The sequence below is a fragment of the Mycetocola sp. Y442 genome, assembly GCF_056898615.1.
Map to the genome: position 1 here is coordinate 302,988 of NZ_JBXHBV010000002.1, position 26,928 is coordinate 329,915.

20 protein-coding genes are annotated in these 26,928 nt (G+C 64.9%); 15 read left to right on the forward strand and 5 right to left on the reverse strand.

The window, feature by feature from the left end; translation table 11 throughout:
- Nucleotides 1-133: 133 nt before the first annotated feature.
- Nucleotides 134-1,201, reverse strand: coding sequence for a LacI family DNA-binding transcriptional regulator (locus AC1X6S_RS08180; RefSeq protein ID WP_483405259.1), 1,068 nt, complete (start codon nucleotides 1,199-1,201; stop codon nucleotides 134-136).
- A gap of 333 nt (nucleotides 1,202-1,534) precedes the next feature.
- Here AC1X6S_RS08180 and AC1X6S_RS08185 point away from each other — a divergent pair, with 333 nt between their 5' ends.
- From AC1X6S_RS08185 to AC1X6S_RS08200, 4 genes are all read left to right on the forward strand, one after another.
- On the forward strand, nucleotides 1,535-2,881 hold the full coding sequence (locus AC1X6S_RS08185; protein ID WP_483405260.1) for an ABC transporter substrate-binding protein: 1,347 nt from the start codon (nucleotides 1,535-1,537) through the stop codon (nucleotides 2,879-2,881).
- A gap of 79 nt (nucleotides 2,882-2,960) precedes the next feature.
- Nucleotides 2,961-3,932 carry a carbohydrate ABC transporter permease gene (locus AC1X6S_RS08190; RefSeq protein WP_483405261.1) on the forward strand — a complete coding sequence of 324 codons (972 nt, stop codon included), beginning with the start codon at nucleotides 2,961-2,963 and terminating at the stop codon, nucleotides 3,930-3,932.
- On the forward strand, nucleotides 3,929-4,921 hold the full coding sequence (locus AC1X6S_RS08195; protein ID WP_483405262.1) for a carbohydrate ABC transporter permease: 993 nt from the start codon (nucleotides 3,929-3,931) through the stop codon (nucleotides 4,919-4,921). The genes AC1X6S_RS08190 and AC1X6S_RS08195 overlap by 4 nt, the downstream gene beginning before the upstream one ends.
- An 81-nt stretch (nucleotides 4,922-5,002) precedes the next feature.
- Nucleotides 5,003-6,892, forward strand: a complete 1,890-nt coding sequence (locus AC1X6S_RS08200; RefSeq protein WP_483405263.1) for an ABC transporter ATP-binding protein — start codon at nucleotides 5,003-5,005, stop codon at nucleotides 6,890-6,892.
- Nucleotides 6,893-7,447: 555 nt separating this feature from the next.
- Here AC1X6S_RS08200 and AC1X6S_RS08205 read toward each other — a convergent pair.
- From AC1X6S_RS08205 to AC1X6S_RS08220, 4 genes are all read right to left on the reverse strand, one after another.
- Nucleotides 7,448-8,425 carry an endonuclease domain-containing protein gene (locus tag AC1X6S_RS08205; RefSeq protein ID WP_483405264.1) on the reverse strand — a complete coding sequence of 326 codons (978 nt, stop codon included), beginning with the start codon at nucleotides 8,423-8,425 and terminating at the stop codon, nucleotides 7,448-7,450.
- Nucleotides 8,426-8,522: 97 nt separating this feature from the next.
- On the reverse strand, nucleotides 8,523-9,326 hold the full coding sequence (locus AC1X6S_RS08210) for a LysM peptidoglycan-binding domain-containing protein (RefSeq protein WP_483405265.1): 804 nt from the start codon (nucleotides 9,324-9,326) through the stop codon (nucleotides 8,523-8,525).
- 601 nt (nucleotides 9,327-9,927) lie between these two features.
- A complete protein-coding gene (locus tag AC1X6S_RS08215) occupies nucleotides 9,928-10,650 on the reverse strand; it encodes a DUF305 domain-containing protein (protein WP_483405266.1) in 723 nt (240 codons plus the stop codon).
- Nucleotides 10,651-10,652: 2 nt separating this feature from the next.
- A complete protein-coding gene (locus AC1X6S_RS08220) occupies nucleotides 10,653-11,357 on the reverse strand; it encodes a DUF3105 domain-containing protein (RefSeq protein ID WP_483405267.1) in 705 nt (234 codons plus the stop codon).
- 245 nt (nucleotides 11,358-11,602) lie between these two features.
- Between AC1X6S_RS08220 and AC1X6S_RS08225 the strand changes: the two genes are divergently transcribed.
- The 11 genes from AC1X6S_RS08225 to araA all read left to right on the forward strand — a co-directional run bounded on the left by AC1X6S_RS08225 (nucleotide 11,603) and on the right by araA (nucleotide 26,550).
- Entirely contained in the window at nucleotides 11,603-12,970 is a 1,368-nt protein-coding gene (locus tag AC1X6S_RS08225; protein ID WP_483405268.1) for a cystathionine beta-synthase, read from the forward strand.
- Between the two features lie 10 nt (nucleotides 12,971-12,980).
- Nucleotides 12,981-14,156 carry a cystathionine gamma-synthase gene (locus tag AC1X6S_RS08230; RefSeq protein WP_483405269.1) on the forward strand — a complete coding sequence of 392 codons (1,176 nt, stop codon included), beginning with the start codon at nucleotides 12,981-12,983 and terminating at the stop codon, nucleotides 14,154-14,156.
- A gap of 21 nt (nucleotides 14,157-14,177) precedes the next feature.
- Nucleotides 14,178-15,617 (forward strand): MFS transporter, encoded by a 1,440-nt coding sequence (locus tag AC1X6S_RS08235; protein ID WP_483405270.1) that lies wholly within the window; start codon nucleotides 14,178-14,180, stop codon nucleotides 15,615-15,617.
- Between the two features lie 223 nt (nucleotides 15,618-15,840).
- Nucleotides 15,841-16,857: a LacI family DNA-binding transcriptional regulator gene (locus AC1X6S_RS08240; RefSeq protein WP_483405271.1), complete on the forward strand. Its 1,017-nt coding sequence runs from the start codon at nucleotides 15,841-15,843 to the stop codon at nucleotides 16,855-16,857.
- A gap of 282 nt (nucleotides 16,858-17,139) precedes the next feature.
- The gene (gene chvE / locus AC1X6S_RS08245; RefSeq protein WP_483405272.1) at nucleotides 17,140-18,285 is read left to right on the forward strand and encodes a multiple monosaccharide ABC transporter substrate-binding protein; all 1,146 of its coding nucleotides are present in this window, start codon (nucleotides 17,140-17,142) and stop codon (nucleotides 18,283-18,285) included.
- Between the two features lie 95 nt (nucleotides 18,286-18,380).
- A complete protein-coding gene (mmsA, locus tag AC1X6S_RS08250) occupies nucleotides 18,381-19,910 on the forward strand; it encodes a multiple monosaccharide ABC transporter ATP-binding protein (protein ID WP_483405273.1) in 1,530 nt (509 codons plus the stop codon).
- A gap of 31 nt (nucleotides 19,911-19,941) precedes the next feature.
- Nucleotides 19,942-21,183 (forward strand): multiple monosaccharide ABC transporter permease, encoded by a 1,242-nt coding sequence (gene mmsB, locus AC1X6S_RS08255; RefSeq protein ID WP_483405274.1) that lies wholly within the window; start codon nucleotides 19,942-19,944, stop codon nucleotides 21,181-21,183.
- Between the two features lie 56 nt (nucleotides 21,184-21,239).
- On the forward strand, nucleotides 21,240-22,559 hold the full coding sequence (locus AC1X6S_RS08260; RefSeq protein WP_483405275.1) for a hypothetical protein: 1,320 nt from the start codon (nucleotides 21,240-21,242) through the stop codon (nucleotides 22,557-22,559).
- Nucleotides 22,560-22,629: 70 nt separating this feature from the next.
- Nucleotides 22,630-24,309 (forward strand): ribulokinase, encoded by a 1,680-nt coding sequence (araB, locus tag AC1X6S_RS08265; RefSeq protein WP_483405276.1) that lies wholly within the window; start codon nucleotides 22,630-22,632, stop codon nucleotides 24,307-24,309.
- The gene (locus AC1X6S_RS08270) at nucleotides 24,306-25,040 is read left to right on the forward strand and encodes an L-ribulose-5-phosphate 4-epimerase (protein WP_483405277.1); all 735 of its coding nucleotides are present in this window, start codon (nucleotides 24,306-24,308) and stop codon (nucleotides 25,038-25,040) included. Before araB ends, AC1X6S_RS08270 begins: the two co-directional genes overlap by 4 nt.
- Nucleotides 25,033-26,550, forward strand: a complete 1,518-nt coding sequence (gene araA / locus AC1X6S_RS08275; RefSeq protein ID WP_483405278.1) for an L-arabinose isomerase — start codon at nucleotides 25,033-25,035, stop codon at nucleotides 26,548-26,550. Before AC1X6S_RS08270 ends, araA begins: the two co-directional genes overlap by 8 nt.
- The last annotated feature ends 378 nt before the right edge of the window (nucleotides 26,551-26,928 follow it).

Consider the following 26,928-nt stretch of genomic DNA (forward strand, 5'->3'; position numbering starts at 1 on the left):
TTACTTGTGGCGTGACCCGCGCGGATAGTTCTGCGCGGTCGAAATGCTCCACCGTCCCTGACACGTGTGCTTCGGCATCCGTCAGGGTCGAACCGAATGACGTCGCTCCTCACGGAGCGGCGTCATTCGTTTGTTAAGCCGACTGTGGTCCTGCAGGCGCCCGCTCGACGACAGGGGGCAGCCCGGTCCGCGCCGGGGCAAACGGTGCAGTGCTGGTTCGGACGATCAGGCGGGCGGGAACGTCGATAACGGCGGCTTGTACCGCGTTTCCGGCGATCGCGTCGAGAAGCGCTGTGACCGCGTCGCCGCCCTGCTGGCACGGGCGTTGCTCGATCGTGGTCAGCGAGAACATTTCGGCGTACTCGTGGCCGTCGATGCCGATGACCGAGAGATCGTCCGGCACGCGGAGCCCGAGTCGCCTCGCAGCGATCATTGTCCCAATGGCGATCTCGTCGCAGGCGGCAAACACTGCCGTTGGCCGCCGCTGGGCACTGCTCAAAATGTTCGCGCCTGCGTCGTAACCGCCGGGCAGGCTCATGATCGTCGTTTCGATCCTTGACTCGGACTTCAGACCAACGGCGGCCATCGCCTCGCGGTAGCCGGCGGACCGTTGCGCGGCCACGGAGCATTCTGACTCATCGGCATCCTCGCCCCCGATATGGACAATGCGGCGGTGCCCGAGGCTGATCAGGTGCTCGGTGGCTCTTCTGGCTGCGCCCCTGTCATCCATCGCAAGCGTCGGGATGCCGTCGGTCGGGAATCCGATCCCGACGAGTGGGACCGCGAGTCTGGTGAGTGCCTGGTGTTCTGCCTCGGTCGGTTCAACGCCGATAAGGATGATGCCGTCGAAGCGCTTGCGAGCGAGAAAGAAGTCGAAGACCCGCTGACGGTCCGGGGAACCGGCGTGCAGGTTGTACAGGGTCATGTCATACCCGCGGTCAAGGAGCGCCTGTTCGATCCCGTCGAGCACCTCGCCGAAGAACCACCGGTTGATGAACGGCATGACGACGCCAATGTTTTTGGTCTGCCCGGTCACGAGGCTCGCGGCGTTCGAGGACGCGACGTAACCGATCTCCTCGGCGGCAGCGATCACGCGCAGCCTGGTTGCCTCCGCGACATAACCGTTGCCGGAGAGCGCACGCGACGCCGTGGCCTTCGACACCCCGGCCCTGGCGGCAACATCAGCGATGGCACTCGACACTGGGCCTCCGATCGCCGGTGAAAGAGGGACCCACCCTCGCTGGGGGATGCGGTCGGTCACAGGCTAGCCCATAGACGGGCCTTATGGAACCGGTTACACAAAGCGGGGTGTCCCGGCCATCCCCGCGTCACAGCGAGTGTCGCCTCAGCGCGACAGTGACAGCCGTGAGAGCGCGAACACGTGCCGATAAGCGTCGGACAAGCCCGGCTTGTGCATCTCGCCGGTGTGCCGTAGTTTGTGCATGGAACCGGTTCCCTATGTGGCGCCGGACCCGCACCTGCAGTGCTGAGGCGACGAACTCGCCTCACGATCACACTCAACGAGGAGACACAGATGAGCTTGAAGAAAACCCATCGCCGGGTGCTCGCGCCGCTTGCAGCGGCGAGCATTCTCGGCCTGGCACTGACCGGTTGCACCGGCGACGTCGCCGCAGGCGACAAGGAGAACACGGACTGCTCCGACTACGAGACGTACGGAACCTTCGACGGCAGCGAGGTCAGCATCAGCGGAACGATCGTTGACGCCGAGGCCGACCGTCTCCTCGAGTCATGGAGTGACTTCGAGACCTGCACGGGGATCGACATCTCGTACCAGGGCACCAAGGAATTCGAAGCGCAGATCGCGGTGCTTGCCGAGGCTGGCAACGCACCCGACATCGGAATCGTGCCGCAGCCAGGCTTGCTGCAGCGACTCGCTACCGGCGGCTGGCTCCAGCCGGCACCTGAGGCCGTTGAAGCCAACGTCGACGAGTTCTGGGGCGAAGACTGGAAGACCTACGGCAGCTACGACGGCACGTTCTACGCAGCGCCGTTGATGGCCAGCGTCAAGGGCTTCGTCTGGTACTCACCGACCGAGTTCGAGGAGAAGGGCTACGAAGTCCCCGAGACCCTCGATGAGCTCACGGCTCTGAGCGAGCAGATCGTCGCAGACGGCCAGAAGCCGTGGTGCGTTGGATTCGGCTCGGGCGACGCCACCGGCTGGCCGGGAACCGACTGGGTTGAAGACTACGTGCTCCGCCATGCTGGCGCTGACGTGTACGACCAGTGGATCAACCACGAGATCCCGTTCAACGACCCGCAGATCGTTGCAGCATTCGATGCTGTCGGTGAGATCATCAAGAACCCCGACATGGTCAACGGTGGCCTCGGTGACGTGTCAAGCGTCATCTCCACCGAGATGGCTGACGGTGGTCTTCCGATCCTCGACGGCGAGTGCTCACTGCACCACCAGGCATCGTTCTACGAGGGCTTCTGGCCCGAGGGAACCGAGGTCAGCCCCGACGGAGACGTCTTCGCTTTCCTCCTTCCTTCGGTTGAGGCCGGCGGCGAAACCGCTGTCACCGGTGGCGGCGAGTTCCCCGTTGCCTTCAACGAGGGCGAAGAAGTTGACGCCGTCCGTACCTACCTCTCGAGCGACACCTGGGCAAACATCCGGGTTTCACTCGGCGGTGTGATCAGCGCGAACAAGGGACTTGACCCGGAGAACGCGTCAAGCGACGTGCTCAAGGAGAGCATCGAGATCCTCCAGGGCGAAGACACGGTCTTCCGCTTCGACGGATCCGACCTGATGCCGGCTGCCGTTGGCGCCGACTCGTTCTTCAAGGGCATCGTTGCCTGGGTTTCCGGGGACAGCACCCAGGAGACCGTGGACACGATCGAAGCCAGCTGGCCGCAGGACTAGCTGATACCGCCTCTCAAGGGCGAGGTCGCCTCACGGTGGCCTCGCCCTTGATTTCCCTCGTTCCGAAAGGCGTTGTTTCATGACGACCGCTGACCTCATCGGCAAAATCATCCAGGTTGTGGGTGGCCTCGCGATTTTCGCCGCCATCGTTGGCCTGCTGTTCTTCTTCCTCGACAAGGCTCCGAAGCGTGGCAAAGACTGGGTTCAGCTCGTCGTCTTCCTCGCCCCGGCGTTTATCCTCGTCCTGCTCGGCCTGATCTATCCGGCCATCCGCACGAGCCTCCTTGCGTTCACCAACAACCAGGGCGACTTCAACGGCATCGACAACTTCGTGTGGATGTTCACTCAGCCAGCGATCCTGAGCACGCTCCTCAACACGGTGATCTGGGTGCTCCTGGTCCCGACGGTGTCCACCATCGTCGGCCTCGCCTACGCCGTGTTCATCGATAAGTCGCGGGGTGAGAAGTTCTTCAAGGCCCTCGTGTTCATGCCCATGGCGATCTCCATGGTCGGCGCCGGAATCATCTGGAAGTTCGTTTACGACTACCGCCAGTCGGGCGACGAACAGATCGGCCTGCTTAACCAGATCGTGATCTGGTTCGGAGGCGAGCCGGTTCAGTGGCTGCAGACCTCGCCGATCAATACGTTCCTTCTTCTCATCGTCATGATCTGGATCCAGACCGGGTTCGCCATGGTCGTGCTGTCCGCCGCGATCAAGGCGGTTCCGGTGGAGCAACTCGAGGCCGCCGAGATTGATGGCACGAACGCATGGCAGAGGTTCATCAACGTGACCCTGCCCGGCATCCGTGGCTCGCTCGTTGTGGTCATCACGACAATCTCGATTGCGACGCTCAAGGTGTTCGACATCGTTCGAACCATGACGGCGGGAAACTTCAACACCAGCGTCATCGCCAATGAGATGTACACCCAGGCGTTCCGGGCCGCAGAGCCGGGGCGAGGCTCAGCCCTCGCGCTCGTTCTGTTCGTCCTGGTCCTCCCGATCGTCATCTACAACATCAGGCTCATGAAGCAGCAGAGGGAAATCCGATGAGCAGCACACCGATCATTCCCACGACGGGCAACGCTGAAGCCCTCGAACAAATCGAGCGCGGTGAAGCGATCGAGCTCGGCACCAAATCGAAACGCGTCAAGCGTCGGCTCACCTCGCGCGGTGCAACGTTTGCCGCCCTGATCATCGCCGTCATCTGGACGATCCCGACCTTTGGGCTCTTCGTCTCGTCGTTCCGGCCTGCGGAGCTCATCCAGTCGACGGGCTGGTGGACGATCTTCCAGAACCCGGGCTTCACCCTCGAGAACTACCAGGAAGTGCTCCTGTCGTCATCGGCGTCGTCGCCGCAGCTTGGTTCCTATTTTGTGAACTCGCTGGCGATCGCGATCCCTGGCACGATCTTCCCGCTGATCCTCGGCGCGATGGCGGCCTATGCCTTTGCGTGGATGAAGTTCAAGGGCTCGAACTGGCTGTTCATCCTGATCTTCGCGCTGCAGATCGTCCCGCTTCAGATGGCGCTCCTGCCGCTGCTGCAGATGTTCACCACCTTCCTGCGGCCGCTGCAGGAAGGCCTGCACGAGGTCATTCCGATGATTCCCGAGCAGAACTACCTGCCCGTCTGGATCGCGCACACGATGTTCGGTCTGCCGCTCATCATCTTCCTGCTGCACAACTTCATCTCGGAGATCCCGGGCGAGGTCATCGAGGCAGCGCGCGTCGATGGTGCGAGCCCCGGCCAGATCTTCTTCCGGATCGTCCTGCCGCTCGCGCTGCCGGCGATCGCATCGGTGGCGATCTTCCAGTTCCTCTGGGTGTGGAACGACCTTCTCGTCGCGCTGATCTTCTCCGGCGGCACACCGGATGTCGCGCCGCTGACACAGCGGCTGGCCGAGCTGACCGGTACGCGAGGGCAGGACTGGCAGCGACTGACCGCCGCGGCGTTCGTGTCGCTCATCATTCCGCTGATCGTCTTCTTCAGCCTCCAGCGGTACTTCGTTCGCGGGCTTCTGGCCGGCGCGACGAAGGGGTAACACCCAGCCCACAGCCATCCGTTCGATTGATCACCCTAAGCCCGGCATCCGCACGTCGTATGCCGGGCTTAGGGTGAATTTATGAGTATGCATGGCCGCGGTGGCGGAAGTGGAGCTGGCGGCGGACGGATGCGCGGTGGCGGTGACGAAGAGGCGCAGCGTGCGGTAAACGCGAGCGCCCCGCGAGTGCCCCACCTCTTCAAGCGGGTGATGGCTCTGTTCGCGCCGCACCGGGCGAAGATCACGCTCACGGTGATTCTGGTTTTGATCGGGGCGGCGCTCAGCGTCATCCCGCCGCTGCTGGTCGAGCAGGCCTTCGATGTCGGCTTGTTCCCGCCGGAGGGCGGCCCCGACCTGCCAGCGCTCACCCGCGTCGTCGCGATCATGATCGGGATCTTTGTGGTCGCGACCGGGCTCGGTGTGTGGCAGACCTGGCTGACGGCGACCGTCGGCAACACGGTGATGGGCGAACTGCGGGTCTCCCTGTTCCGCAAGCTTCAGGCGATGGAGCTGAGCTTCTTCACGCGCACCAAGACCGGCGTGATCCAGTCACGGCTGCAAAACGACGTCGGTGGGGTGGCCGGAGCGCTGAGCAACACGATCTCGAGCGTGCTCGGCAACACGGTCACCGTGATCGCCGCGTTCGTCGCCATGGTGCTGATCAACTGGCAGTTGACGATCGTCGCGCTCATCCTCATGCCGATCCTCGTGATCGCGCAGCGTCGCGTCGGGCAGGTGCGTGCGCGTATCGCGACTAAGACGCAGGAGTCGCTCTCCGACATGACGGCCATCACGCAGGAGACCCTGAGCGTGTCCGGCGTGCTGCTCTCGAAGAGCTTCAACCAGCAGCCGGCCGAAATTCAGCGGTACAGCGGAGCGAATGAGGAGCAGGTCGACCTGCAGGTGAAGCAGACCATGAGCGGCCAGTGGTTCTTCGCGATGGTCAACATCTTCCTGTCGTCGATCCCGGCCATCGTCTACCTGGTCGCCGGGCTGCTGGTCTCCGGCGGCGCTGCGGATATCACCGCGGGGGCGATCGTCGCGTTCACGACCGTGCAGTCGCGATTGCTCTTTCCACTCATGGCCCTGATGCGGGTCGGACTTGACCTGCAGACATCCGGAGCTCTCTTTGCCCGGATCTTCGAGTACCTCGATCTCACGCCGTCGATCGCCGACCGGCCGGATGCCGTGCCGGTATCGCGCGCGAACCCGCGGCTGGGCAGCGTCGAGTTTGAGGGCGTGACCTTCCGGTACCCCGACGCAGCCGACGACTCGCGGCCCACTCTCGACAACGTGTCGTTCTCGATCGAGCCCGGCCAGTTCGCGGCTTTCGTTGGTCCGAGTGGGGCGGGCAAGACCACAGTGTCGTACCTCGTTCCGCGTTTCTACGACGCGACAGGAGGGCGAGTGCTGTTTGCCGGCACCGACGTGCGTGACCTGCAGGCCGAGTCGCTCGTCTCGAACATCGGGATCGTCAGCCAGGAGACCTATCTCTTCCACGCGACGATCGCCGAGAATCTCCGATACGCGAAACCGGATGCCACGGACGCAGAACTCGAAGCGGCGGCACGTGCTGCGAACATCCACGAGACGATCGCGTCGTTCGAAGACGGCTATGCCACGGTCGTCGGGGAGCGTGGGTACCGCCTCTCCGGTGGTGAGAAGCAGCGGATCGCGATCGCCAGGGTGATGCTGAAGGACCCCGCCGTGCTGGTGCTCGATGAGGCGACAAGCGCCCTGGACACGATTTCGGAGCGGGTCGTCCAGCGCGCCTTGGAGGCGGCATCCGCTGGCCGGACCACGATCGCGATCGCGCACCGGCTGTCCACGATCGTGAAGGCCGACGTGATCTTCGTGATCGAGGCGGGGCGGGTCGCCGAGAAGGGGACGCACGCGGAACTGCTCGCGCGGGGCGGCACGTACGCACGGATGTTCGAGGAGCAGCTCGGAGGGCGCGCGCTCGTGGAGTGAGCGACTCTGTTGTGCCCTGCCGCGCGAGCATTTGCGGCGGATGGGCCGGCGTTGCGGGTTCGACGCTTCGTTCCTCCGTCGCAGATGTGGGATGTGCGGGTCGTTGCGGGCATTTGCGGCGGATGGGCCGGCGTTGCGGGTGCGGACGTCCGTTCGTCCGTCGCATATGTGGAGATGTGCGGGTCGTTGCGTGCATTTGCGGCGGATGGGCCGGCGTTGCGGGTTCGACGCTTCGTTCGTCCGTCGCAGATGTGGGGAACTTTGGGTCGTTTCGGGCATTCGCGGCGGATGGGCCGGCGTTGCGGGTGCGGACATCCGTTCGTCCGTCGCATATGTGGAGATGTGCGGGTCGTTGCGGGCATTCGCGTCGGATGGGCTGGCGTTGCGGGTTCGAAGCTCCGTTCGCCCGTCGCAGAAGTCGGGAAGTTTGGGTTGTTGCGTGCATTTGCGTCGGATGGGCTGGCGTTGGGGTTCGACGCTTCGTTCGTCCGTCGCAGATGTCGGGAAGTTTGGGTCGTTTCGGGCAGCAGTGTCGGATGAGCCTGCGCCATCGCTTCACGCGGTGGCGCCCCGCTGCGCACGGGCCAGGGACACCCGCCGCACGACCTCGGACGGGGTAGAGAAGACGTGGCTCCCGGTCAACCGTACGATGCGCCACCCCGCCTCGACGAGTCGGTTGAGGCGATCGATGTCACGGTGGAACTGCTCGGCCGTTTGCCAGTGGTGCGCACCCTCGTATTCGATGGCGATCTTGAGTTCCGGGTAGGCAAGGTCGATGCATCCCAGGAAATTGCCCGCGTCGTCGTATGCGTCGTAATTGAGTGCGGGTTCCGGAAGCCCTGCGTCGACGAGGATGAGCCGCACCCAGGTCTCGAGCCGCGACCAGGAGCGGGTGCGGATGCGACCGAACGCGTCGCGGAGAGCGCCGATCCCGGGGCGTCGACCGGCATCGATTGCGGCGCGAAGCTGGTCCAGCATTGCGAGCGGTGCCTGCCCAAAACCGTTCCCGCCTGCGGAGGTGCGTTGGCACACGATTGCGTCACCCGCCGCGACCAGATCGTAGGGATGAAGGAGTCGACCGAGGCTCGCCCACGTCGAGGCCGGCGTTGTGAGGCGGAGGCCGTCGCGGACGGTGAGGTGGACGAGTCGTGGGTCCAGCTCATGCCCGCGTACTCCTTTACCGCGAGGGGCCCGGCGTGGTCGATGGACGGACACATCGACGAGCTGATCACCGCCGCTGACGGGAAGTGGCACGCCCCAGAGAATCGCGGCCGTACGGTGACTAAAGAATTCGACCGAAGGCATCCGTGTCGCGTACGCGCGAGCCAGACGCTCGATGTCAGTTCGCGCCCGCTCTGCCGGGTCGGTGTCGATCAGGTCGGTTGTGGTGGTCTCCACTCGCGCCAGTACTCCATGGAACGGTCGCTCGAGATCGTGGGCCTCGAGCCGTGATCTACCGACGCCCAGCATGCGGGCGTGGGCATACGTGAACGCGGGAGGCAGCTCAGCGGGAAGCGGTCGTGGGGTACGCATGCGCTCATGGTTCCAGCTGATGAACGAGTGAGTTCGTCATGTGCGGGAACTGTGGAGAGGGGAAGTGCTTGTGGAAAAGTGGGAGGCAGCTCTCGGCCTAGCGGTGGGCCTTGCTGATGTTGAGAACTTCTCCAATTTGAAACAGGGGGTATTCGATGATCGTCGTGCGGGTCGGGTTGAGGTAAAAGAGGTCGTCCACCGTGATGCCTAATCGCGCCGCGACCTCTGCCGCGACATCATCGGGCGCGACGGTATATGTCACGGGAATGCCGTCGACGAGTGTCACCTCGCCGTTCGCGCCGCCGGTTTTGCCGGAGTCCGCCACAACCAGGCCGGGGCGCATGTCGGGCAGGGTCCACGTGAGGACCGCACTCGACAGCACCGAGACATAGCATCCGTCTGCGAACGCAACCGGGTCGAACAGTTTGATGAGAACAGTGCGGAGGAAGGTCGGATCGCCGTGTGTGAAGTCTTCCAGGAGAGGGAAAACCGGTTCCGCGTACTGGGCTGGGTCACCGTAGTCCATCGTCATGATCGAGCTGGTGCACTTGGTGCCCGGTTCCACAGTCCGTGGTGACACGCCGAGAGAGATTTCGCCGGGATGTTCGGACGTGAAGTTCAGCAGGTGGAGTGCGAACGCCCCTTTGCGCCCGACTCGGACGTCGACGTCACCAGAAATGAGCGGGTCACCGACGAGATGCCCTGTTGCGACCACCGCTCCGAGTTCGAGCTCCGGCGGGGCAGTCGATGCCGTCGGTGTGGGGACAACGGATGTCTTCGGCGAGGCCAGCGCCACCGGTGACGATTGCGGGTCGCTCGCAAAACTGCACGCGCAAAGGAGGAGGGCGGACGAAACGATCACCGCGCACGCGGCGGCGACGCCCTGACGTTTTGTTCCCACGGAGTCCTCTCGGGCCGACGGCTATCGCCCGTCGCTGTGAGCAGAGACTAGTGCAGCGCTCCGGCACTTCGCGAGCACGCGATCGGGGGTGGTGGCGACGGCGGGTGCGGGGTTCGTCTGTCGTGAGTGTCGGGTTTTGCGGAGGGAGGCGGGCGTTTGTGACGGATGAGTGGCGCCGCGGCGTGGGGTGCGGGGTTCGTCTGTCGTGAGTGTCGGGTTTTGCGGAGGGAGGCGGGCGTTTGTGACGGATGAGTGGCGCCGCGGGGTCGGGTGCGGGGTTCGTCTGTCGTGAGTGTCGGGTTTTGCGGAGGGAGGCGGGCGTTTGCGTCGGACGACCGGCACCGCAAGGTGGGGTGCGGGGTTCGTCTGTCGTGAGTGACGGGTTTCGCAGAGGGAGGCGGGCGTTTGTGACGGACGAGGGCGGCGCTGCGGCGACGAGAACGCGAACGGATGCCGTGGCGCGGGGGCACAGGGGCACGACGGTGGGGCGGTGGGGCGGTGCGGCGGTCGCAAATGCACGTGGGGCAGCGTTATGGCGTGCGTTTGTGACAGCCGAACGGATGCCGGGCGGTGCGGTGCGGGCGCGCCGGGGCGCAGGCAGCTACGGCGCCGGCCGCTCCTCGAGCATGGACGTCATGAGGTCGATCTCCGCGTCCTGGCTCTTCACCACTCCGGTGGCGAAGGTCCGCACCGTCGAGTTCGTGCTCCGGTCGAGCACAGCTTCGGCCATCTCGATGGCGCCCTTGTGGTGCTCGATCATGAGCTCGAGAAACAGGCGCTCGGCCGCGACACCGCTGAGACCCTTGAGCTCGGCAATCTGCTCGGGCGTGGCCAGCCCCGGCATCGGTTCACCTGGCTTGTGCGCGCTGTCGCCGGAACCGTGGTTGTGCCCGTCCCCGTCCAGCGTCGGCGTCGTCATCCACGTCATCGGGGGCTCCGACGAGAACCCGGACAGCCCCCACACGTTGAGCCAGCCCTTCATCATGCCCGACTGCGCAGACTGCGTCGTCGCGATGTCGTAGGCGAGCAACCGAACCTCGGCATCATCCGTGAGGTCACGGATGATCATCGCCAGTTCAACGCCCTGGTTGTGGTGCGTCTGCATATCGCGCGCGAAACCGGCTTCGGCGCTCTCCGTCGTCGGGGTCGGGTCGCCGAGCGTTGACAGCCGTCCCACTGAGAACGCGACGATGCCCACGATGACAACCGCGACGAGACCGACGACCAGCAGCGCGAGGGGTGACCGGCGCCGCGGAGTCGGATCTGATTTCGAGACGGATGCCGCGGCATCCGTCTCGAGGTCAGTCAGTTCAGCTGCCGCCAAAATTACGCCTTGCCCGGTCCGTCGATAGCGCCGGTGCACGCTGCGCCGACCTCGGGGACGTTCTCGCTCTGCCAGTACTCCTCGAAGAACTCGCCGATGCGCTCGTCAGAGGCTTCGTCGACCTGGAGCTGCGCGTTCCAGGCGGAGAGAACGATGGGCGTCGGGAGGCCCTCGAACGGAGAGAGGATCGCATAGGTGGACGGGACCTTTTCCTTGAGCGCGTCGAGTTCCTCGTCGGAGATCGACGGGTCATAGGTGACCCAGACAGCCCCGTGCTCGAGCGAGTGCACGGCGTTCTCGTTCTGCTGAGGCTCGGTGTACACGCCACAGTTCAGCCAGGCCGGGTTGTGGTCGCCGCCGGCCGGGGGAGTCTGCGGGTACTCCACGGTGGTCTCCACGTGGTTGTTCGTGTTCTTGAAGGTCTCGACGCCCTCGATTTCGGCACCTGAGCCGCCGGCTTCATAGGTGGCGTTCTTCGGCATCGTCAGCACGATGCTCGTAACGAGCAGGGCAATGACGGCAATGCCGCCGATGATGGCGGCTCCGATTCCGATGCGCTTGTTGCGGCGCTTTCTGGCCTGTTCCCGCTTGAACGCCTCCACCTTCGCGGCACGCTGCTCTGCGCGCTGCTCTTTGATGGTCAACTGCTTCGCCGGGTTACCGCTCTTGTTCGCGGTGCCTGTGGGGGAATCGTCTCGGGGGGTCAACGTGGGCCTCTCGTCGGTGATCGTCGGGGTCAGCGGTCGACCACGAGTGTGCGCCGGGCTGCCTTTCATAGTGTATGGCCCGCATCCTCACAGCTTTATGTGAAGAGGATGCCGCCGCGAGCGTCACGCGCGCCCTGTAACACTCCCGGAGCAGCGGCTAGGCTCGATAAGACGGCCATAACCCGTCACGAGACCGACCCGACCCGGACCCCGGCCACGCACGCACTCCCCGAATGGACAGACCCGTGAAGTACGCAGAGACCATCGTCGATCTGGTCGGGAACACCCCGCTGATCAAGCTCAACAGCGTCACCGACGGCATCGCCGCCACCGTGCTCGCGAAGGTCGAGTACTTCAATCCGGGTGGCTCGATCAAGGACCGCATCGCGACGCGCATCATCGATGCCGCCGAGGCATCCGGAGACCTGTTGCCCGGCGGGACGATCGTCGAACCGACGAGCGGCAACACCGGTGTTGGCCTCGCGCTCGTCGCCCAGCAGCGCGGCTACAAGTGCATCTTCGTCGTGCCGGACAAGGTCGGCGAGGAGAAGCGCAACGTCCTGACCGCGTATGGCGCCCAGGTCGTCGTCACGCCGACGAGCGTCGCGCCCGATTCGCCCGAGTCCTATTACAGCGTCTCCGACCGACTCGCCGCCGAAATCCCCGGCGCATTCAAGCCCAACCAGTACTTCAACCAGAACGGCCCGCTCAGCCACTACGAGACCACCGGCCCCGAGATCTGGAACGACACAGACGGCACCGTGACCCACGTCGTCATGGGCGTTGGCACCGGCGGCACCATCACGGGCACTGGGCGATTCCTCCGCGAGGTCTCCAACGGCGGCGTTCGCATCATCGGCGCAGACCCTGAGGGCTCCGTCTACTCCGGCGGCACCGGCCGGCCCTACCTCGTCGAGGGCGTCGGCGAAGACATGTGGCCGGGGGCATATGACCCGGGCGTGGTCAACGAGGTCATCGCGGTATCGGATGCCGAATCCTTCGCCATGACCCGTCGCCTCGCGCTCGAAGAGGGCCTGCTGGTCGGCGGCTCGAGCGGCATGGCCGTCGTTGCCGCGCTCAAGGCAGCCCGCTCCCTCCCCGCGGATGCCGTCGTCGTGGTGATCCTGCCCGACGGCGGACGCGGCTACCTCGCGAAGGTCTTCAACGACACGTGGATGCGCAGGCACGGTTTCATCGGTTCAGCGACCGACGAGCGAACGGTCGGCGACCTGGTCCTGGCGAAGGGTGACACCGCAGAGTCCCTGCCGCACGTCCGCCCCGACGACACGGTCCAGAGCGCGGCGGCCCTGCTGTCGAAGACCGGTGTTTCCGCACTGCCCGTGCTCTCCGCCGAACCGCCCGTCGTTCTCGGTGAGGTTATCGGTTCGGTGTCGGAGAGCTCGCTCCTCGAGAGCATCCTCTCCGGTTCGGCAACGGTGACGGATGCCGTCTCCACACTCACGCGGGCACCGCTTCCGCTGATCGGTTCGGGAGAATCGCTCGAATCCGCGCGTACAGCACTCGAGGCATCCGATGCCCTCCTGGTCATGCACGACGGCAAGCCGAACGCCGTCATTACCCGTCAGGACCTCCTGACCTTTTTGAGCGAGTAGAGGACCGAGAATGAGCGACAAGACCACGAAGAAGCGCGGGTTTGCGACGCGGGCCATCCACGCCGGCCAGGAATTCGACCCGACGACCGGTGCCGTCATCCCGCCGATTTACCAGTCATCGACGTTCGTCCAGACGCACATCGGCGGGCTGCGAAACGGCTACGAGTACGGCCGCGCGGGAAACCCGACCCGGAACGCACTTGAGGAGCAACTCGCAGCGCTCGAGGGCGGAAAGCACGCCATCTCATTCGCGTCAGGTCTCGCCGCCGAAGACGCGCTGCTTCGCGGCATCCTCAAGCCCGGCGACCACATCGTGCTCGGCAACGACGCATACGGCGGAACCTACCGGTTGATCAACAAGATCTTCGGCGCGTGGGGGGTCACCCACACCGTCGTCGACATGTCGAACCTCCGCACGGTGCAGTCAGCGATCACCGCTGACACGAAGATCCTCTGGGTTGAGACTCCGTCGAACCCGCTCATGAAAATCACCGACATCGCGGAACTCGCAGAAATCGGCCACGCCGCCGGTCTCACCGTTGTCGTCGACAACACATTCGCGTCACCGGCCCTGCAACAGCCGCTGGTCCTCGGTGCTGACGTCGTCGTGCACTCGACCACGAAGTACCTCGGTGGTCACTCTGACGTGATCGGTGGCGCGCTCGTCCTCAACGACGACGACATGCACGAGAAGGTGCGCTTCATGCAGTTCGCCGCCGGTGCCGTGTCATCGCCGATGGATGCTTTCCTCACCTCGCGGGGAATCAAGACCCTCGACGTGCGCGTGCAGCGACACAGCGAGAGTGCGCAGGCGATTGCCGAGTACTTCGCCGAGCACTCCGCCGTCGAGACCGTGTACTACCCCGGACTCGAATCTCACCCGGGTCACGCGCTTGCGGCGACCCAGATGTCGGGGTTCGGTGGGATGCTGTCCGTCGCCTTCGCGGGCGGCGAGCGGGTGGCGAGACGATTCGCCGAGAGCACCAGGGTGTTCCAGCTCGCCGAATCGCTTGGCGGTGTCGAGTCGCTGGTCAACTACCCCGCTGAGATGACCCACGCCTCGGTCGCCGGAACCGAACTCGCGGTTCCCGCCAATGTGATCCGGCTCTCGGTCGGACTCGAAACCATTGACGATCTGCTCGCCGATGTGGACCGGGCGATCGGGAAGGCGCTCAAGAAGCGTTGACCGCCGGGCTAGGCTCTTCGCGTGACTTCTGACGCCGGGCCCCGAACCGGATCGCACGACCCCCGGCGTCCGGCTGCACCCGGGATTTTCTCGGCCGGGTATCTCTGGGCGACGATCGGATCGTGTGCGCTCGTCTTTCTGAGCGCATTCGAGTCGCTCGCGGTGACGACGATCATGCCGCTCGTGAGCGCTGACCTCGACGGTGCTGCGCTCTACGCGCTCGCGTTCGCCGGTCCGCTCGCCACCGGCGTCATCGGCATGGTTGTCGCCGGAAATTGGTCAGACCGCATTGGTCCCATCGCGCCGCTGCTGACCTCTGTTGCGCTGTTCATCGTCGGACTGATCATCGCCGGGCTCGCGCCCGACATGACAGTGTTCCTTCTCGGGCGCCTCGTGCAGGGACTCGGCTCTGGCGCCATGAGCGTCGCGCTCTACGTCGTGGTGGCGCGGATTTACCCGGCTGCGCTCCACGCCAGGATCTTCGCCGGGTTTGCTGCGGCGTGGGTCGTGCCTTCGCTCGTCGGTCCGTTCGCCGCCGGTGTCGTCGCGGAACTCACGAGCTGGCACTGGGTGTTCCTTGGGGTCGTTGTCCTCGTCCTCATCGCCATGCTCATGGTGGTTCCCGCCCTGCGGATGCTGCAGGGCGGCGAGCAAACCGATCTCGCCAGGCGACCGGCCTGGGCGATCGGCAAGATCGGGTGGGCTGTGCTCGCCGCGGCCGCTGTGCTCGGTCTCAATCTTTCGGCCAGGCTCGACGGTGTCCTCATTGGTGTCGTCGCGGTTGCCGCTGTCGTGCTCGCGCTCGTGGCCGTTCGCCCCCTCCTGCCGACCGGTACGCTCCGCGCGGAGCGCGGGCTGCCGAGTGTGATCCTGCTGCGCGGACTTATCTCGGCGGCCTTCTTCGGCACTGAGGTGTACATCCCCTACCTGCTGACCGATCGGTACGACTATTCGGCCGCTCTCTCAGGACTGGCGCTCACCGGAGCGGCACTCACCTGGGCTGGTGCCTCGTGGATTCAGGGCAGGCTCGACTCCACGCTGAGTTCCGTGAACGCCATGCGCATCGGGACGGTCCTCGTCTTGCTGGCGATCCTCTCAGCCGTGGCGACCGCCGCGTTCGAGTTGTCACCGCTCGTCATTATCGGCGGCTGGCTGCTCGGTGGAGGAGGCATGGGACTCATGTATCCGAGGCTCAGCGTCATGACGCTGTCATACTCGAGCGATCGCGACCAGGGTTTCAACAGCTCGGCGCTGTCGATCTCGGACTCTCTCGGTGGTGCCCTCGCGCTGGCCTCGACCGGAATCGTGTTCGCGGCCCTGGTCGGGCTGGGCGGCGCCTGGCCGTTCGCCGGCTGTTTTCTTCTCGCGGCCGCGATCTCGGTGGTCACCCTCGGGCTCGGGTCCCGCGTCGGCACCGGTGTTCGACCTGTTGCCGCCAACGACGGCCCACGCGCATCCTGACCGCGCCCGGTTTCCAGCGCGGCGCTGGCGATGTGACAGAGTGCATCCGCTCCTTGTCACATTGCTGTCACATCGTCATCAGCGTGCGCGTCGCACCAAGGCTGCGTCGGTGCCTCGGCCCCACAGCCCGCGGCCCTCGCTGGCGTGCCATTCGTCGGCAGGGGTGTGCATAATTGACGTACCAGCGCGGATGTGACCGTGCACATTAGTCAGGGGCATCCCGGTGACACCCAGCGTTGACAAAGGCCGAGCGCCGAACATCCGCGACGTTGCGCGCCTTGCCGGAGTGAGCCACCAGACCGTCTCCCGCGTTCTGAACGACCACCCCAGCATCAGGGAAGCCACGAAGCAGCGCGTGCTCGACGTGATGAACGAGCTGCAGTATCGCCCCAACCGGGCAGCGCGTGCCCTCGTGACCAGCCGGTCCCGCACGCTCGGCGTCCTGGCCTCGCAGCGCTCGCAGTACGGGCCGTCGAGCATCATCCAGAGCATCGAAACTGCCGCGCAGGATGCCGGCTACCTGGTGTCGACCGCGAACATCACGGCGACAGACGAGGAGTCGATTGTCACGGCGCTCGATCATCTCAACGCGCAGGCGATCGAGGGCCTCGTGATCATCGCGCCGCAGGTGCGGGTGTTGCGTGCGATCTCGAGCCTGGACCTCAGGGTTCCGTTCGTCACCATGAATACGAGCGAGGGCGACGACCATGCCATCGCCGTCGACCAGGTGGCCGGCGCCCGCCTCGCCACCAGGCACCTCATCGAACAGGGGCACAGGCACATCTACCACCTGGCCGGCCCGCAGGACTGGATCGAGGCGGAGGCGCGGATGCGTGGTTTCCTCGAGGAGATGAACGCGCAGGATGTCGCGACGACAGCGCCCATCCTCGGCGACTGGTCGGCGGACTTCGGCTATTACGCCGGCCGCGAGCTCATGCGCGTCCGCGACTTCACCGCGATTTTCTCCTCGAACGACCAGATGGCGCTCGGCCTCATGCACGCGATCCGCGACGTCGGCCATGATGTCCCGAGGGACGTGTCGATTGTGGGATTCGACGACATTCCCGAGGCCGCACATTTCTGGCCGCCCCTGACGACGGTCAGGCAGGACTTCCTGGAGCTTGGCCGCCGCTGCGTCGCGCAACTGCTGGGGACAATGGGTGATTCGCCGGATGCTTACGCGGCGCGGATCCAGCCCGAACTCGTGGTGCGTGCGTCGACCGGGAGACCGGCGTTCTGAGCCTTCCCGGCTCGCGCGATCGGTGTGGTTACCAAACTGAGACCTTCGAGCTTGACAACTTCGCTGGTGTTCTGCGTAACATGTGACAACAATGTGAACGGTCACATTGCCTGCCGGGATCGGAAATCGAAACCGGCTGACGAAGAAGTCCCTCACGAGTTTTTCGCGGTTACCCGTACGCGGTTCGCTTCGGCAGCCGCAGCGAACAGGGCGTTCATGGACGCAGCCCTGCCCGAGCGGAACACCACCCCCTGTCTGGAATCTCAGGCGACAATGACGTCCATGGCACGATTACAGAGAGGTAACACAGTGAAGAAAGTACTCATCGCGACACTCGCGGCCGGCGCAATGGTCGTGTCACTCGCGGCATGTTCGTCGGGCGGTTCGGGCGGCGGAGAAGGCGGAGAAGGCGGAGGCGCGCTTGTCGGCGTCGCAATGCCCACCAAGTCGAGCGAGCGCTGGATCCAGGACGGCGACGCCGTCAAGGAGCAGCTCGAAGCCGAGGGCTACAAAGTCGACCTGCAGTACGCAGAAGACGACATCCCCACCCAGGTCAACCAGATCGAGAACATGATCACCAAGGGCGCCGAGGCGCTGATCATCGCGTCGATCGATGGCACCACGCTCACGCAGGTCCTCCAGGACGCCGCTGACGCGGACATTCCGGTCATCGCATACGACCGCCTCATCCGCGACACCGAGAACGTCAGCTACTACGCCTCGTTCGACAACTACAAGGTCGGCGTCCAGCAGGCCAACTCGGTACTCAACGGACTCGGACTCGTCGACCTCGAGGGCGCGCCCGTCGAGGGTGCACCCGCCGGCCCGTTCAACGTCGAGCTGTTCGCAGGCTCGCCCGACGACAACAACGCCACCTTCTTCTGGGAAGGCGCGCAGGACACCCTCGCGCCGTTCATCGAAGCTGGCACCCTCGTTGTGAAGAGCGGGCAGACCGACTTCGAGCAGGCGGCGACGCTTCGCTGGGACGGCGAAACCGCGCAGAAGCGCATGGAGAACATCCTGACGTCCAGCTACTCGGACGGCACGCAGGTCAACGGCATCCTCTCGCCGTACGACGGAATCTCCCGTGGCATCATCTCGGCACTCACCGACGCCGGCTACACGACCGGCGAGGAATGGCCGACCATCTCGGGCCAGGACGCTGAGCTCGACTCGGTCAAGGCGATCAACTCGGGTGAGCAGTTCGCGACCATCTTCAAGGACACCCGCAAGCTGGCGACAGCCGCGGTCGAAATGACGGTGGCCGTGCTCAACGAGGACGAGCCCGAGGTGAACAACACCGAGGACTACGACAACGGCACGTTCGTTGTGCCGTCGTACCTCCTCGACTCGCAGATCGTTGTCAAGGACAACGTCAACGAGGTGCTCGTCGAGTCCGGTTACTGGACAGAAGAACAGATCGGCTAACACCCCTTCCTAATCGAGGCCGGTGGGAGAGAAAGGTTCTCTCCCACCGGCACTCGAATGCAATGAAGCAGGTTCGGTATGGAGAAGGTGCGAAAGTGACCACAAACATCCTCGAGATGCGCAACATCACCAAGACATTTCCCGGTGTCAAAGCGCTATCGGACGTAACCCTCGACGTGGAGCGCGGCACAGTCCACGCCATCTGCGGTGAGAACGGTGCGGGCAAATCAACGTTGATGAAGGTGCTGTCCGGGGTTTACCCGCACGGCACGTACACCGGTGACATCGTCTTCGAGGGCGACGTCGTCGAGTTCAAGGACATCCGGGACTCCGAGGCCAAGGGCATCGTGATCATCCACCAGGAACTGGCGCTCAGCCCGTACCTGTCGATCGCCGAGAACATCTTCCTCAACAACGAGCAGACCGGCCCGTTCGGTCTCATCGACTGGAACAAGACGAACCAGGAGGCGGCGGCCCTCCTCGCCCGTGTCGGGCTGAAGGAAAACCCCACAACGAAGATCCTCGATATCGGCGTCGGCAAGCAGCAACTCGTCGAAATCGCCAAGGCGCTCTCGAAGCGCGTGAAGCTCCTCATCCTCGACGAGCCGACCGCCGCGCTGAACGACGAGGATTCCGACCACCTGCTCGACCTGATCCTGAACCTCAAGCAGCAGGGGATCACGTCGATCATCATTAGTCACAAGCTCAACGAGATCAAAAAGGTCGCAGACACCGTCACAGTGATCCGCGATGGCAAGGCGATCGAGACGATCCAGAAAACGGATGTCACCGAAGAGCGCATCATCAAGGACATGGTCGGTCGCGACCTCGAGCACCGGTACCCGGACCACACGCCCAACATCGGCGATGAGATCCTGAGGGTCGAGGACTGGGTGGCGCACCACCCGCAGGACCCGACGCGGGTCGTTGTCGACAACGTCAGTATCAACGTGCGCGCTGGCGAGATCGTCGGCATCGCGGGGCTGATGGGTGCCGGGCGGACCGAGTTCGCGATGAGCCTGTTCGGCCACAGCTACGGAAGCAAGATTTCCGGCAAGGTCTTCATGCGTGGCGAGGAGATCAAGACCCGCACGGTTTCGGAAGCCATCGGCAACGGCCTCGCGTACGCGACCGAGGACCGCAAGCATTACGGCCTGAACCTGCTCGAGGACATCAAGCGCAACATCGCCCTGGCATCCCTCGACAAGCTCTCGAGCAACGGCCTCGTCAACGACAACGAGGAATACAAGATCGCCAACGGCTACCGGTCGAGCATGAACATCAAGGCTCCATCGGTGCTCGCAAAGACGAGCAAGCTGTCCGGCGGTAACCAGCAGAAGGTCGTGCTGTCGAAGTGGATCTACTCCGACCCCGACGTCCTGATCCTCGATGAGCCAACACGTGGCATCGACGTCGGCGCCAAGTACGAGATCTACGCGATCATCAACGCGCTTGCGGCCCAGGGCAAAGGCGTCATCGTCATCTCGAGCGAACTGCCAGAACTGCTCGGGATCTGCGACCGCATCTACGCCCTCAGCGAGGGCCGTATCACCGGCCAGCTTCCCATCGAGGACGCCAACCCGGAATCCCTTCTCAAGCTCATGACCATGGAAAAGCCGCGCTAGGGCGCCCGGCACCACCAAGGAGAACCCTGACATGTCAAACACACAGACACCGGTGACCGAGGAAACCGCCGCAGGCGGCGCGATCCACCCGGTCGACAACAAGTTCACCAGCTGGCTCAGCCACCTGCTCTCCGATCTCGGCAAGAACGGAATCTTCATCGCGCTGCTCGCGGTGGTGCTGTTCTTCACGGTCGTGACCGACGGCATCCTGCTTCGTCCGCAGAACATCTCGAACCTCATCGTCCAGAACGGGTACATCCTCGTGCTCGCGATCGGAATGGTGATGATCATCATCGCCGGTCACATCGACCTCTCGGTCGGATCGGTGGCCGCCTTCGTCGGTGCCTGTTCCGGCGTCTTCGCGGTGACGTGGGGCCTGCCCTGGTGGCTCGCCATCATCATGTCGCTCGGAATCGGCGCGCTCGTCGGTGTGTGGCAGGGATTTTGGATCGCCTACGTCGGCATACCGGCGTTCATCGTGACGCTCGCCGGCATGCTCATCTTCCGCGGGCTCGCGCTCGTCGTGCTGGGCAACGCCAACATCGGGTCATTCCCCACCGAGTACCGCGCTCTCGGTAACGGCTTCCTGAGCGACCTGTTCGGTGACTTCGATCTTGACCCGCTGACACTGGTCGTCGCTGCCGCGGCCGTTGTCGCCCTCATCGTCGGCCAGTTCCGCACCCGGGCAGGCCGCCAGAAGTACGGCCAGGATGTCGAGCCCATCGTCTGGTTCATCGCCAAGCTCGTGCTCATCACCGCGGCCATCGGGTTCTTCGCCTACGCACTCGCGTCGTACAAGGGCATCCCCGTGACGCTCATCGTGCTCGCTGTGCTTGTGCTGATCTACGGCATCATCATGAACCGGAGTGTCTTCGGCCGCCACGTTTACGCGATCGGTGGAAACCGCCACGCCGCCGAGCTCTCGGGAATCAAGACCCGGAAGACCGACTTCCTGCTTTTCGTCAACATGGGTGTGCTCGCCGCACTCGCCGGACTCATCTTCACCGCGCGACTCAACCTCGCAGGCCCGAAGGCGGGAGACGGCTTCGAGCTCGAGGCCATTTCGGCGGCGTTCATCGGTGGAGCTGCAGTCCAGGGCGGTGTCGGCACCATCGGCGGAGCGATCATCGGTGGTCTCATCATCGGTGTCCTCAACAACGGAATGTCGATCCTCGGCCTCGGAATCGAGTGGCAGCAGGCCGTCAAGGGTCTCGTGCTGCTCCTGGCCGTCGCCTTCGACGTCTACAACAAGCGTCGCTCCGGCGGCAAGTAGCACCTCGCAGGGGTCGTCACAGTGTGACGACCCCTGCCGCATTTCAGGAGAACCAGATGCACCTGGTCGGTTTGTTGCCGGACGGAGCACGGCTCGTCGCCGTGCTCGGTGGTGTGCCCGAGGCTCACGGGATCCCGCTGATCGGCGCTGAATCGCTCACCATCCCGTTCTCCACCGTCGGCGACAATGTCCTGCTCGGATCGGAGTCGGCGAGCGGTTTCTTTACTCGGCGGCGGGTACTCGAGCGCCGCGCGCGCGAACTCCTCGAGGTTGTCGGCCTTGACGTCGCGCCCGCCACGTCGATACTCGATCTCGACGCCGTCGACCAGCGGGTCGTTGAACTCGCCAGGGCACTGGCGAGGCGTACCGGCGTCATTCTGGTCGACGATCGGTGGACGCTGTTCGATGCCGATGAGGCCGTTCGCTGGTATGCCGCCGTCGCCAGGGCCTCTGCGGCGACACCGATCCTGGTCGCCGTTCAGTCGCTGGCTGACCTGCGGCTCGTTCCCGCGCCCATCGATGCCGTTCTGGTGATGAGGGAAGGGGCGGTCGCCGGTGTCGCGAGGCCCCAGGAGAGCACCACGCTGCTCGACCTTCTGGCCGGGGACGTCGATGAGCCGGCACCGGTGGAGCGGGTCTTCGGGCCGGTTGTACTCGAGCTCGAGTCGGTCAGCGTCACCCATCCGATCCAGCGCCGGCGCGCGGTCGTCGAAGGCGCGAATCTCACCGTCCGCGCCGGTGAAATTGTTGGCCTCGCCGGGGCGGAGTCGCTGGTGCTCGGGGTGTTCGGTGCGTCGTCGGGCGGGTCGGTGACCGGCACGATCCGGCTCGACGGTCAGCCGGTCGACCTGACGACCGTGGCGAAAGCCATAGCGGCGCGGGTGCTGTTCATTTCGGAACACCCGCCGGCCTATGACATCGGCCTCATCGGCGGGATGCCGACGAGCGTGTCAGGGGAATCGCTCGCCCGACTGGCCCGGACCGGGTTGATCGACCCGCGGCGCACCTATGTCCCGCGACGGGCACCGTCGATGCTGCTCGAGGCGCTTCCCGGCGCCAGGTCCCGGCCGTCGACGAGCGACATGAACGAGGTCCTGGCGGGGTGGGCGGCGGCGCCACCGCGGGTGGCACTGATCACCGAGCCGTTCTCCGGACTCGGCCCGACCGAGCGCGACGAGCGGCGTTCGCTCATCGAAGCGATCGCCGCGGCTGGCACCGCGGTGCTCGTCGAGGCGGCAGACCCCACTCAGCTTCTCGGGCTGAGCAACCGCATCCTCGCGCAGCACGGCACCCACCTCACGACGGAACTTTCCGGCAGGGACGTGACGCTTCGCGGCCTCGCGGCCCTCAGCATCCGTACCGATATACAACGTTAGAATCGAGAAGAACGTGGCAGTGCAGCAAGAGCCCGAAACCGGGCGGAATCCAGACGAAGGAGTCGAGACGGTGACCGATCGAGCAGAGAACCAGGCCGCCGAGCGCTACGTGATCGGGGTCGACTACGGCACCCTGTCCGGCCGCGCGGTCGTCGTGCGCGTTTCCGATGGCGCCGAACTGGGCAGTGCGGTGCTCGACTATCCGCACGCCGTGATGGACACGACGCTCGCCGCGACCGGCAGGCGACTGCCGCCGGACTGGGCGCTGCAGGTGCCGCAGGACTATGTCGACGTGCTCAAATCAGCGGTTCCTGAGGCGGTGAAGATCGCCGGGATCGACCCGGCGGACGTCATCGGCATCGGCACTGACTTCACCGCGTGCACGATGGTTCCTACACTCGCAGACGGCACACCGCTCAACGAGCTGCCGGAGTTCGCGGACCGCCCGCACGCCTATGTGAAGCTGTGGAAGCACCACGCCGCACAGGCGCAGGCCGACCGCATCACCGAGCTCGCGGCATCCCGCGGGGAAAGCTGGCTGCCCCGTTACGGCGGCCTCATCTCGAGCGAGTGGGAGTTCGCAAAGGGCCTGCAGCTGCTCGAGGAAGACCCCGAACTGTATGACCGCATGGACCACTGGGTCGAGGCAGCCGACTGGATCATCTGGCAGCTGACCGGTGAGTACGTGCGCAACGCATGCACGGCTGGCTATAAAGGCATCTACCAGGACGGCGAATACCCGAGCCGCGACTACCTCGCCGCTCTCAACCCTGATTTCGCCGACTTCGTCGAGTCGAAGCTCGAGCACCGGATCGGTCAGCTGGGGGATGCCGCTGGCCGGCTTTCCGCGGAAGCAGCCGCCTGGACGGGGTTGCCTGAGGGCATCGCCGTCGCCGTCGGCAATGTCGACGCACACGTCGCAGCCCCCGCAGCGCGCGGAGTGCTCCCCGGCCAGATGGTCGCCATTATGGGGACGTCGACCTGCCACGTGATGAACAGCGACAAGCTCGTCGAGGTGCCTGGCATGTGCGGCGTCGTCGACGGCGGTATCGTCGCCGGTCTCTACGGGTACGAAGCCGGGCAGTCCGGCGTTGGCGACATCTTCGCCTGGTACGTCAAGAACCAGGTTCCCAGCGCCTACTACGAAGCGGCGGAGGAAGCCGACGTCAGCATCCACCAGTACCTGACGAGCCTCATCGAGGACCAGCCGGTCGGCGCCCACGGTCTCGTCGCGCTCGACTGGCAGTCGGGCAACCGGTCGGTGCTCGTCGACCACGAACTCTCCGGGGTCGTGCTCGGCACCACGCTGACCACCCGCACCGAGGAAATCTACCGGGCACTGTTCGAGGCCACGGCCTTCGGTACCCGGGTGATCGTCGAGACCTTCAACGCGTCCGGCGTGCCCGTGACGGAGTTCATCGTCGCGGGCGGCCTGCAGAAGAACCCGTTCCTCATGCAGACATACTCCAACGTCCTGCGGATGCCGATCTCCACCATCGCGAGCGACCAGGGTCCTGCGCTCGGCTCCGCCATTCACGCCGCTGTCGCAGCCGGCGCGTACCCGGATGTGCAGGCGGCCGGCCAGGTCATGGGCAAGGTCAATAAGAACGTGTTCACCCCGGACGAGAAGGCGGCCCAGGCCTACGACAGGCTGTTCGCCGAATACCGCGAACTGCATGACTACTTTGGTCGAGGCGGCAACGACGTGATGCACCGGTTGCGTCAGCTGAAGAGAGAGGCTCTCGCGTGAGCGGATATTCCCCCGAGGTTGAGGTCGCCATCGCGCGGGTCCGTGCCGATGTCGCGAAACTCCACGGAGAACTCGTGCGGTATGGCCTCGTCGTCTGGACGGGCGGAAACGTCTCGGGCCGCGTCCCAGGCGCCGATCTCTTCGTGATCAAGCCGTCCGGTGTCAGCTATGACGACCTCGCGCCCGAGAACATGATCCTCTGCGACCTCGACGGGAACGTGCTTCCGGGCACTCCGGGTTCCGATCGGTCGCCCTCGAGCGACACAGCGGCACACGCATACGTGTACCGGAATATGCCGGAGGTCGGGGGCGTCGTGCACACCCACTCCACCTACGCGGTGGCCTGGGCCGCGCGCAACGAACCGATCCCGTGTGTCATCACCGCGATGGCCGACGAGTTCGGCGCCGAGATCCCGGTCGGGCCGTTTGCCATCATCGGCGACGACTCGATCGGCCGTGGCATCGTCGAGACGCTGACCGGCCACCGCAGCCGCGCCGTCCTGATGGCCAACCACGGTCCATTCACCATCGGCAAGGACGCGAAGGATGCCGTCAAGGCCGCCGTCATGGTTGAAGACGTCGCCCGCACCGTGCACATCTCCCGCCAGCTCGGTGAGCCGGTTCCGATCCCGCAGCCCGCCATCGATTCCCTGTTCGACCGCTACCAGAACGTCTACGGCCAGGCGCCGCAGGGCGCTCTCGCCGACTCCCAAGGAGACACACATGCCTAAGCTGACCACCTCGCTCGACGCCTACGAGGTCTGGTTCCTCACCGGAAGCCAGAACCTGTACGGCGAAGAAACGCTTCAGCAGGTCGCTGAGCAGTCGCAGGAGATCGCGCGAACGCTTGGCGCGGCATCCGATGTTCCCGTCAAGGTCGTCTGGAAGCCGGTGCTCAAGGACTCCGCGTCGATCCGGCGGGCGATGCTGGACGCCAACTCCGACGATCGCGTCATCGGCCTCATCGCGTGGATGCACACGTTCTCGCCGGCCAAGATGTGGATCGCGGGTCTCGACGCCCTGCAGAAGCCGCTGCTGCACCTGCACACGCAGGCCAATGTTGCGCTGCCGTGGGACAGCATCGACATGGACTTCATGAACCTCAACCAGGCAGCCCACGGCGACCGGGAGTTCGGCTACATCCAGACCCGACTCGGCGTCTCACGCAAGACCGTCGTCGGACACGTCTCGAACCCGGCCGTCACCGCACAGGTCGGCACCTGGATGCGCGCGGCAGCGGGCTGGGCAGCGACCCACGAGCTCAAGCTCGCCCGCTTCGGTGACAACATGCGTTACGTCGCCGTCACCGAGGGCGACAAGACCGAGGCTGAGCTCAAGTTCGGCGTCCAGGTCAACACCTGGGGCGTCAACGAGCTGGCGGATGCCGTTGCCGCGGCGTCGGAGAGCGACATCGACGCGCTCGTTGCTGAATATGAAGAGCTCTACGACGTCGTTCCCGAACTGCGGAAGGGTGGCGACCGTCATTCCTCGCTCCGTGACGGTGCCGCGATCGAGATCGGACTCCGGTCGTTCCTCGAGGAGGGCGGCTTCGGCGCGTTCACCACGTCGTTCGAAGACCTCGGTGCGCTCAAGCAGCTGCCGGGCCTCGCCGTGCAGCGGCTCATGGCCGAGGGCTACGGCTTCGGCGCAGAGGGCGACTGGAAGACCGCCGTTCTCGTGCGCGCGGCATCCGTTATGGGAGCTGGCCTGCCCGGCGGTGCCTCGCTGATGGAGGACTACACGTACCACCTGGTGCCGGGGGAGGAGCAGATCCTCGGCGCCCACATGCTCGAGGTCAGCCCTGGTCTCACGACGGCGAAGCCGACGCTCGAGATCCACGAGCTCGGAATCGGCGACAGGGAAGACCCGGTCAGGCTTGTCTTCACCGCTGATCCTGGTCCGGCCGTCGTCGTCGCGATGAGCGACATGCGCGACAGGTTCAGGCTCGTGGCCAACGTCGTCGACGTGATCGAGCCGGCTGAAGCGCTGCCGAAGCTGCCGGTCGGTCGTGCCGTGTGGAAGCCGCAGCCGTCGTTTGCTGTGTCGGCGACCGCGTGGCTCACCGCTGGTGCGGCCCACCACACGGTGATGTCGACCGCTGTCGGCGTCGACGTATTCCGTGACTTCGCGGAGATCGCCGGCACCGAGCTGCTCGTCATCGACAACGACACAACACTCGACGGGTTCTCGCGCGAGGTGCGCTGGAACAACGCGTACTACAGGCTCGCGCAGGGGTTCTAGGGCGCCCACCCCGCCGAGACCATCACCTCCGGTCGAGAACATCCCGCGCAACTGATGTTCTCGACCGGAAGTGGTGTTCTCGGTGCCCGGGTCAACTCGCGACCCACGAAGCGGATGCTGCCAGCCGGCGGCATCCGCTTCGCGCGTTAACGCGCGGTGCCGGTGCACGTCGTGCTCGCCGGTGCTCGACACCCGGGCTGCGGCGTTGCTTCGGGAGGAAATTCGCAGGGTCGACGGGGTCTACGGGCATGGCCCCCGCGATTTACCGCCCGACGCCGCGGTGCCGGTCGTGCCCGACGTCTCCGCAGCGGATGCCGCCAGCCGAACGGCATCCGCTCATTGAGATGCCCACTGTGATCGCTCACAATTTGGTAACGG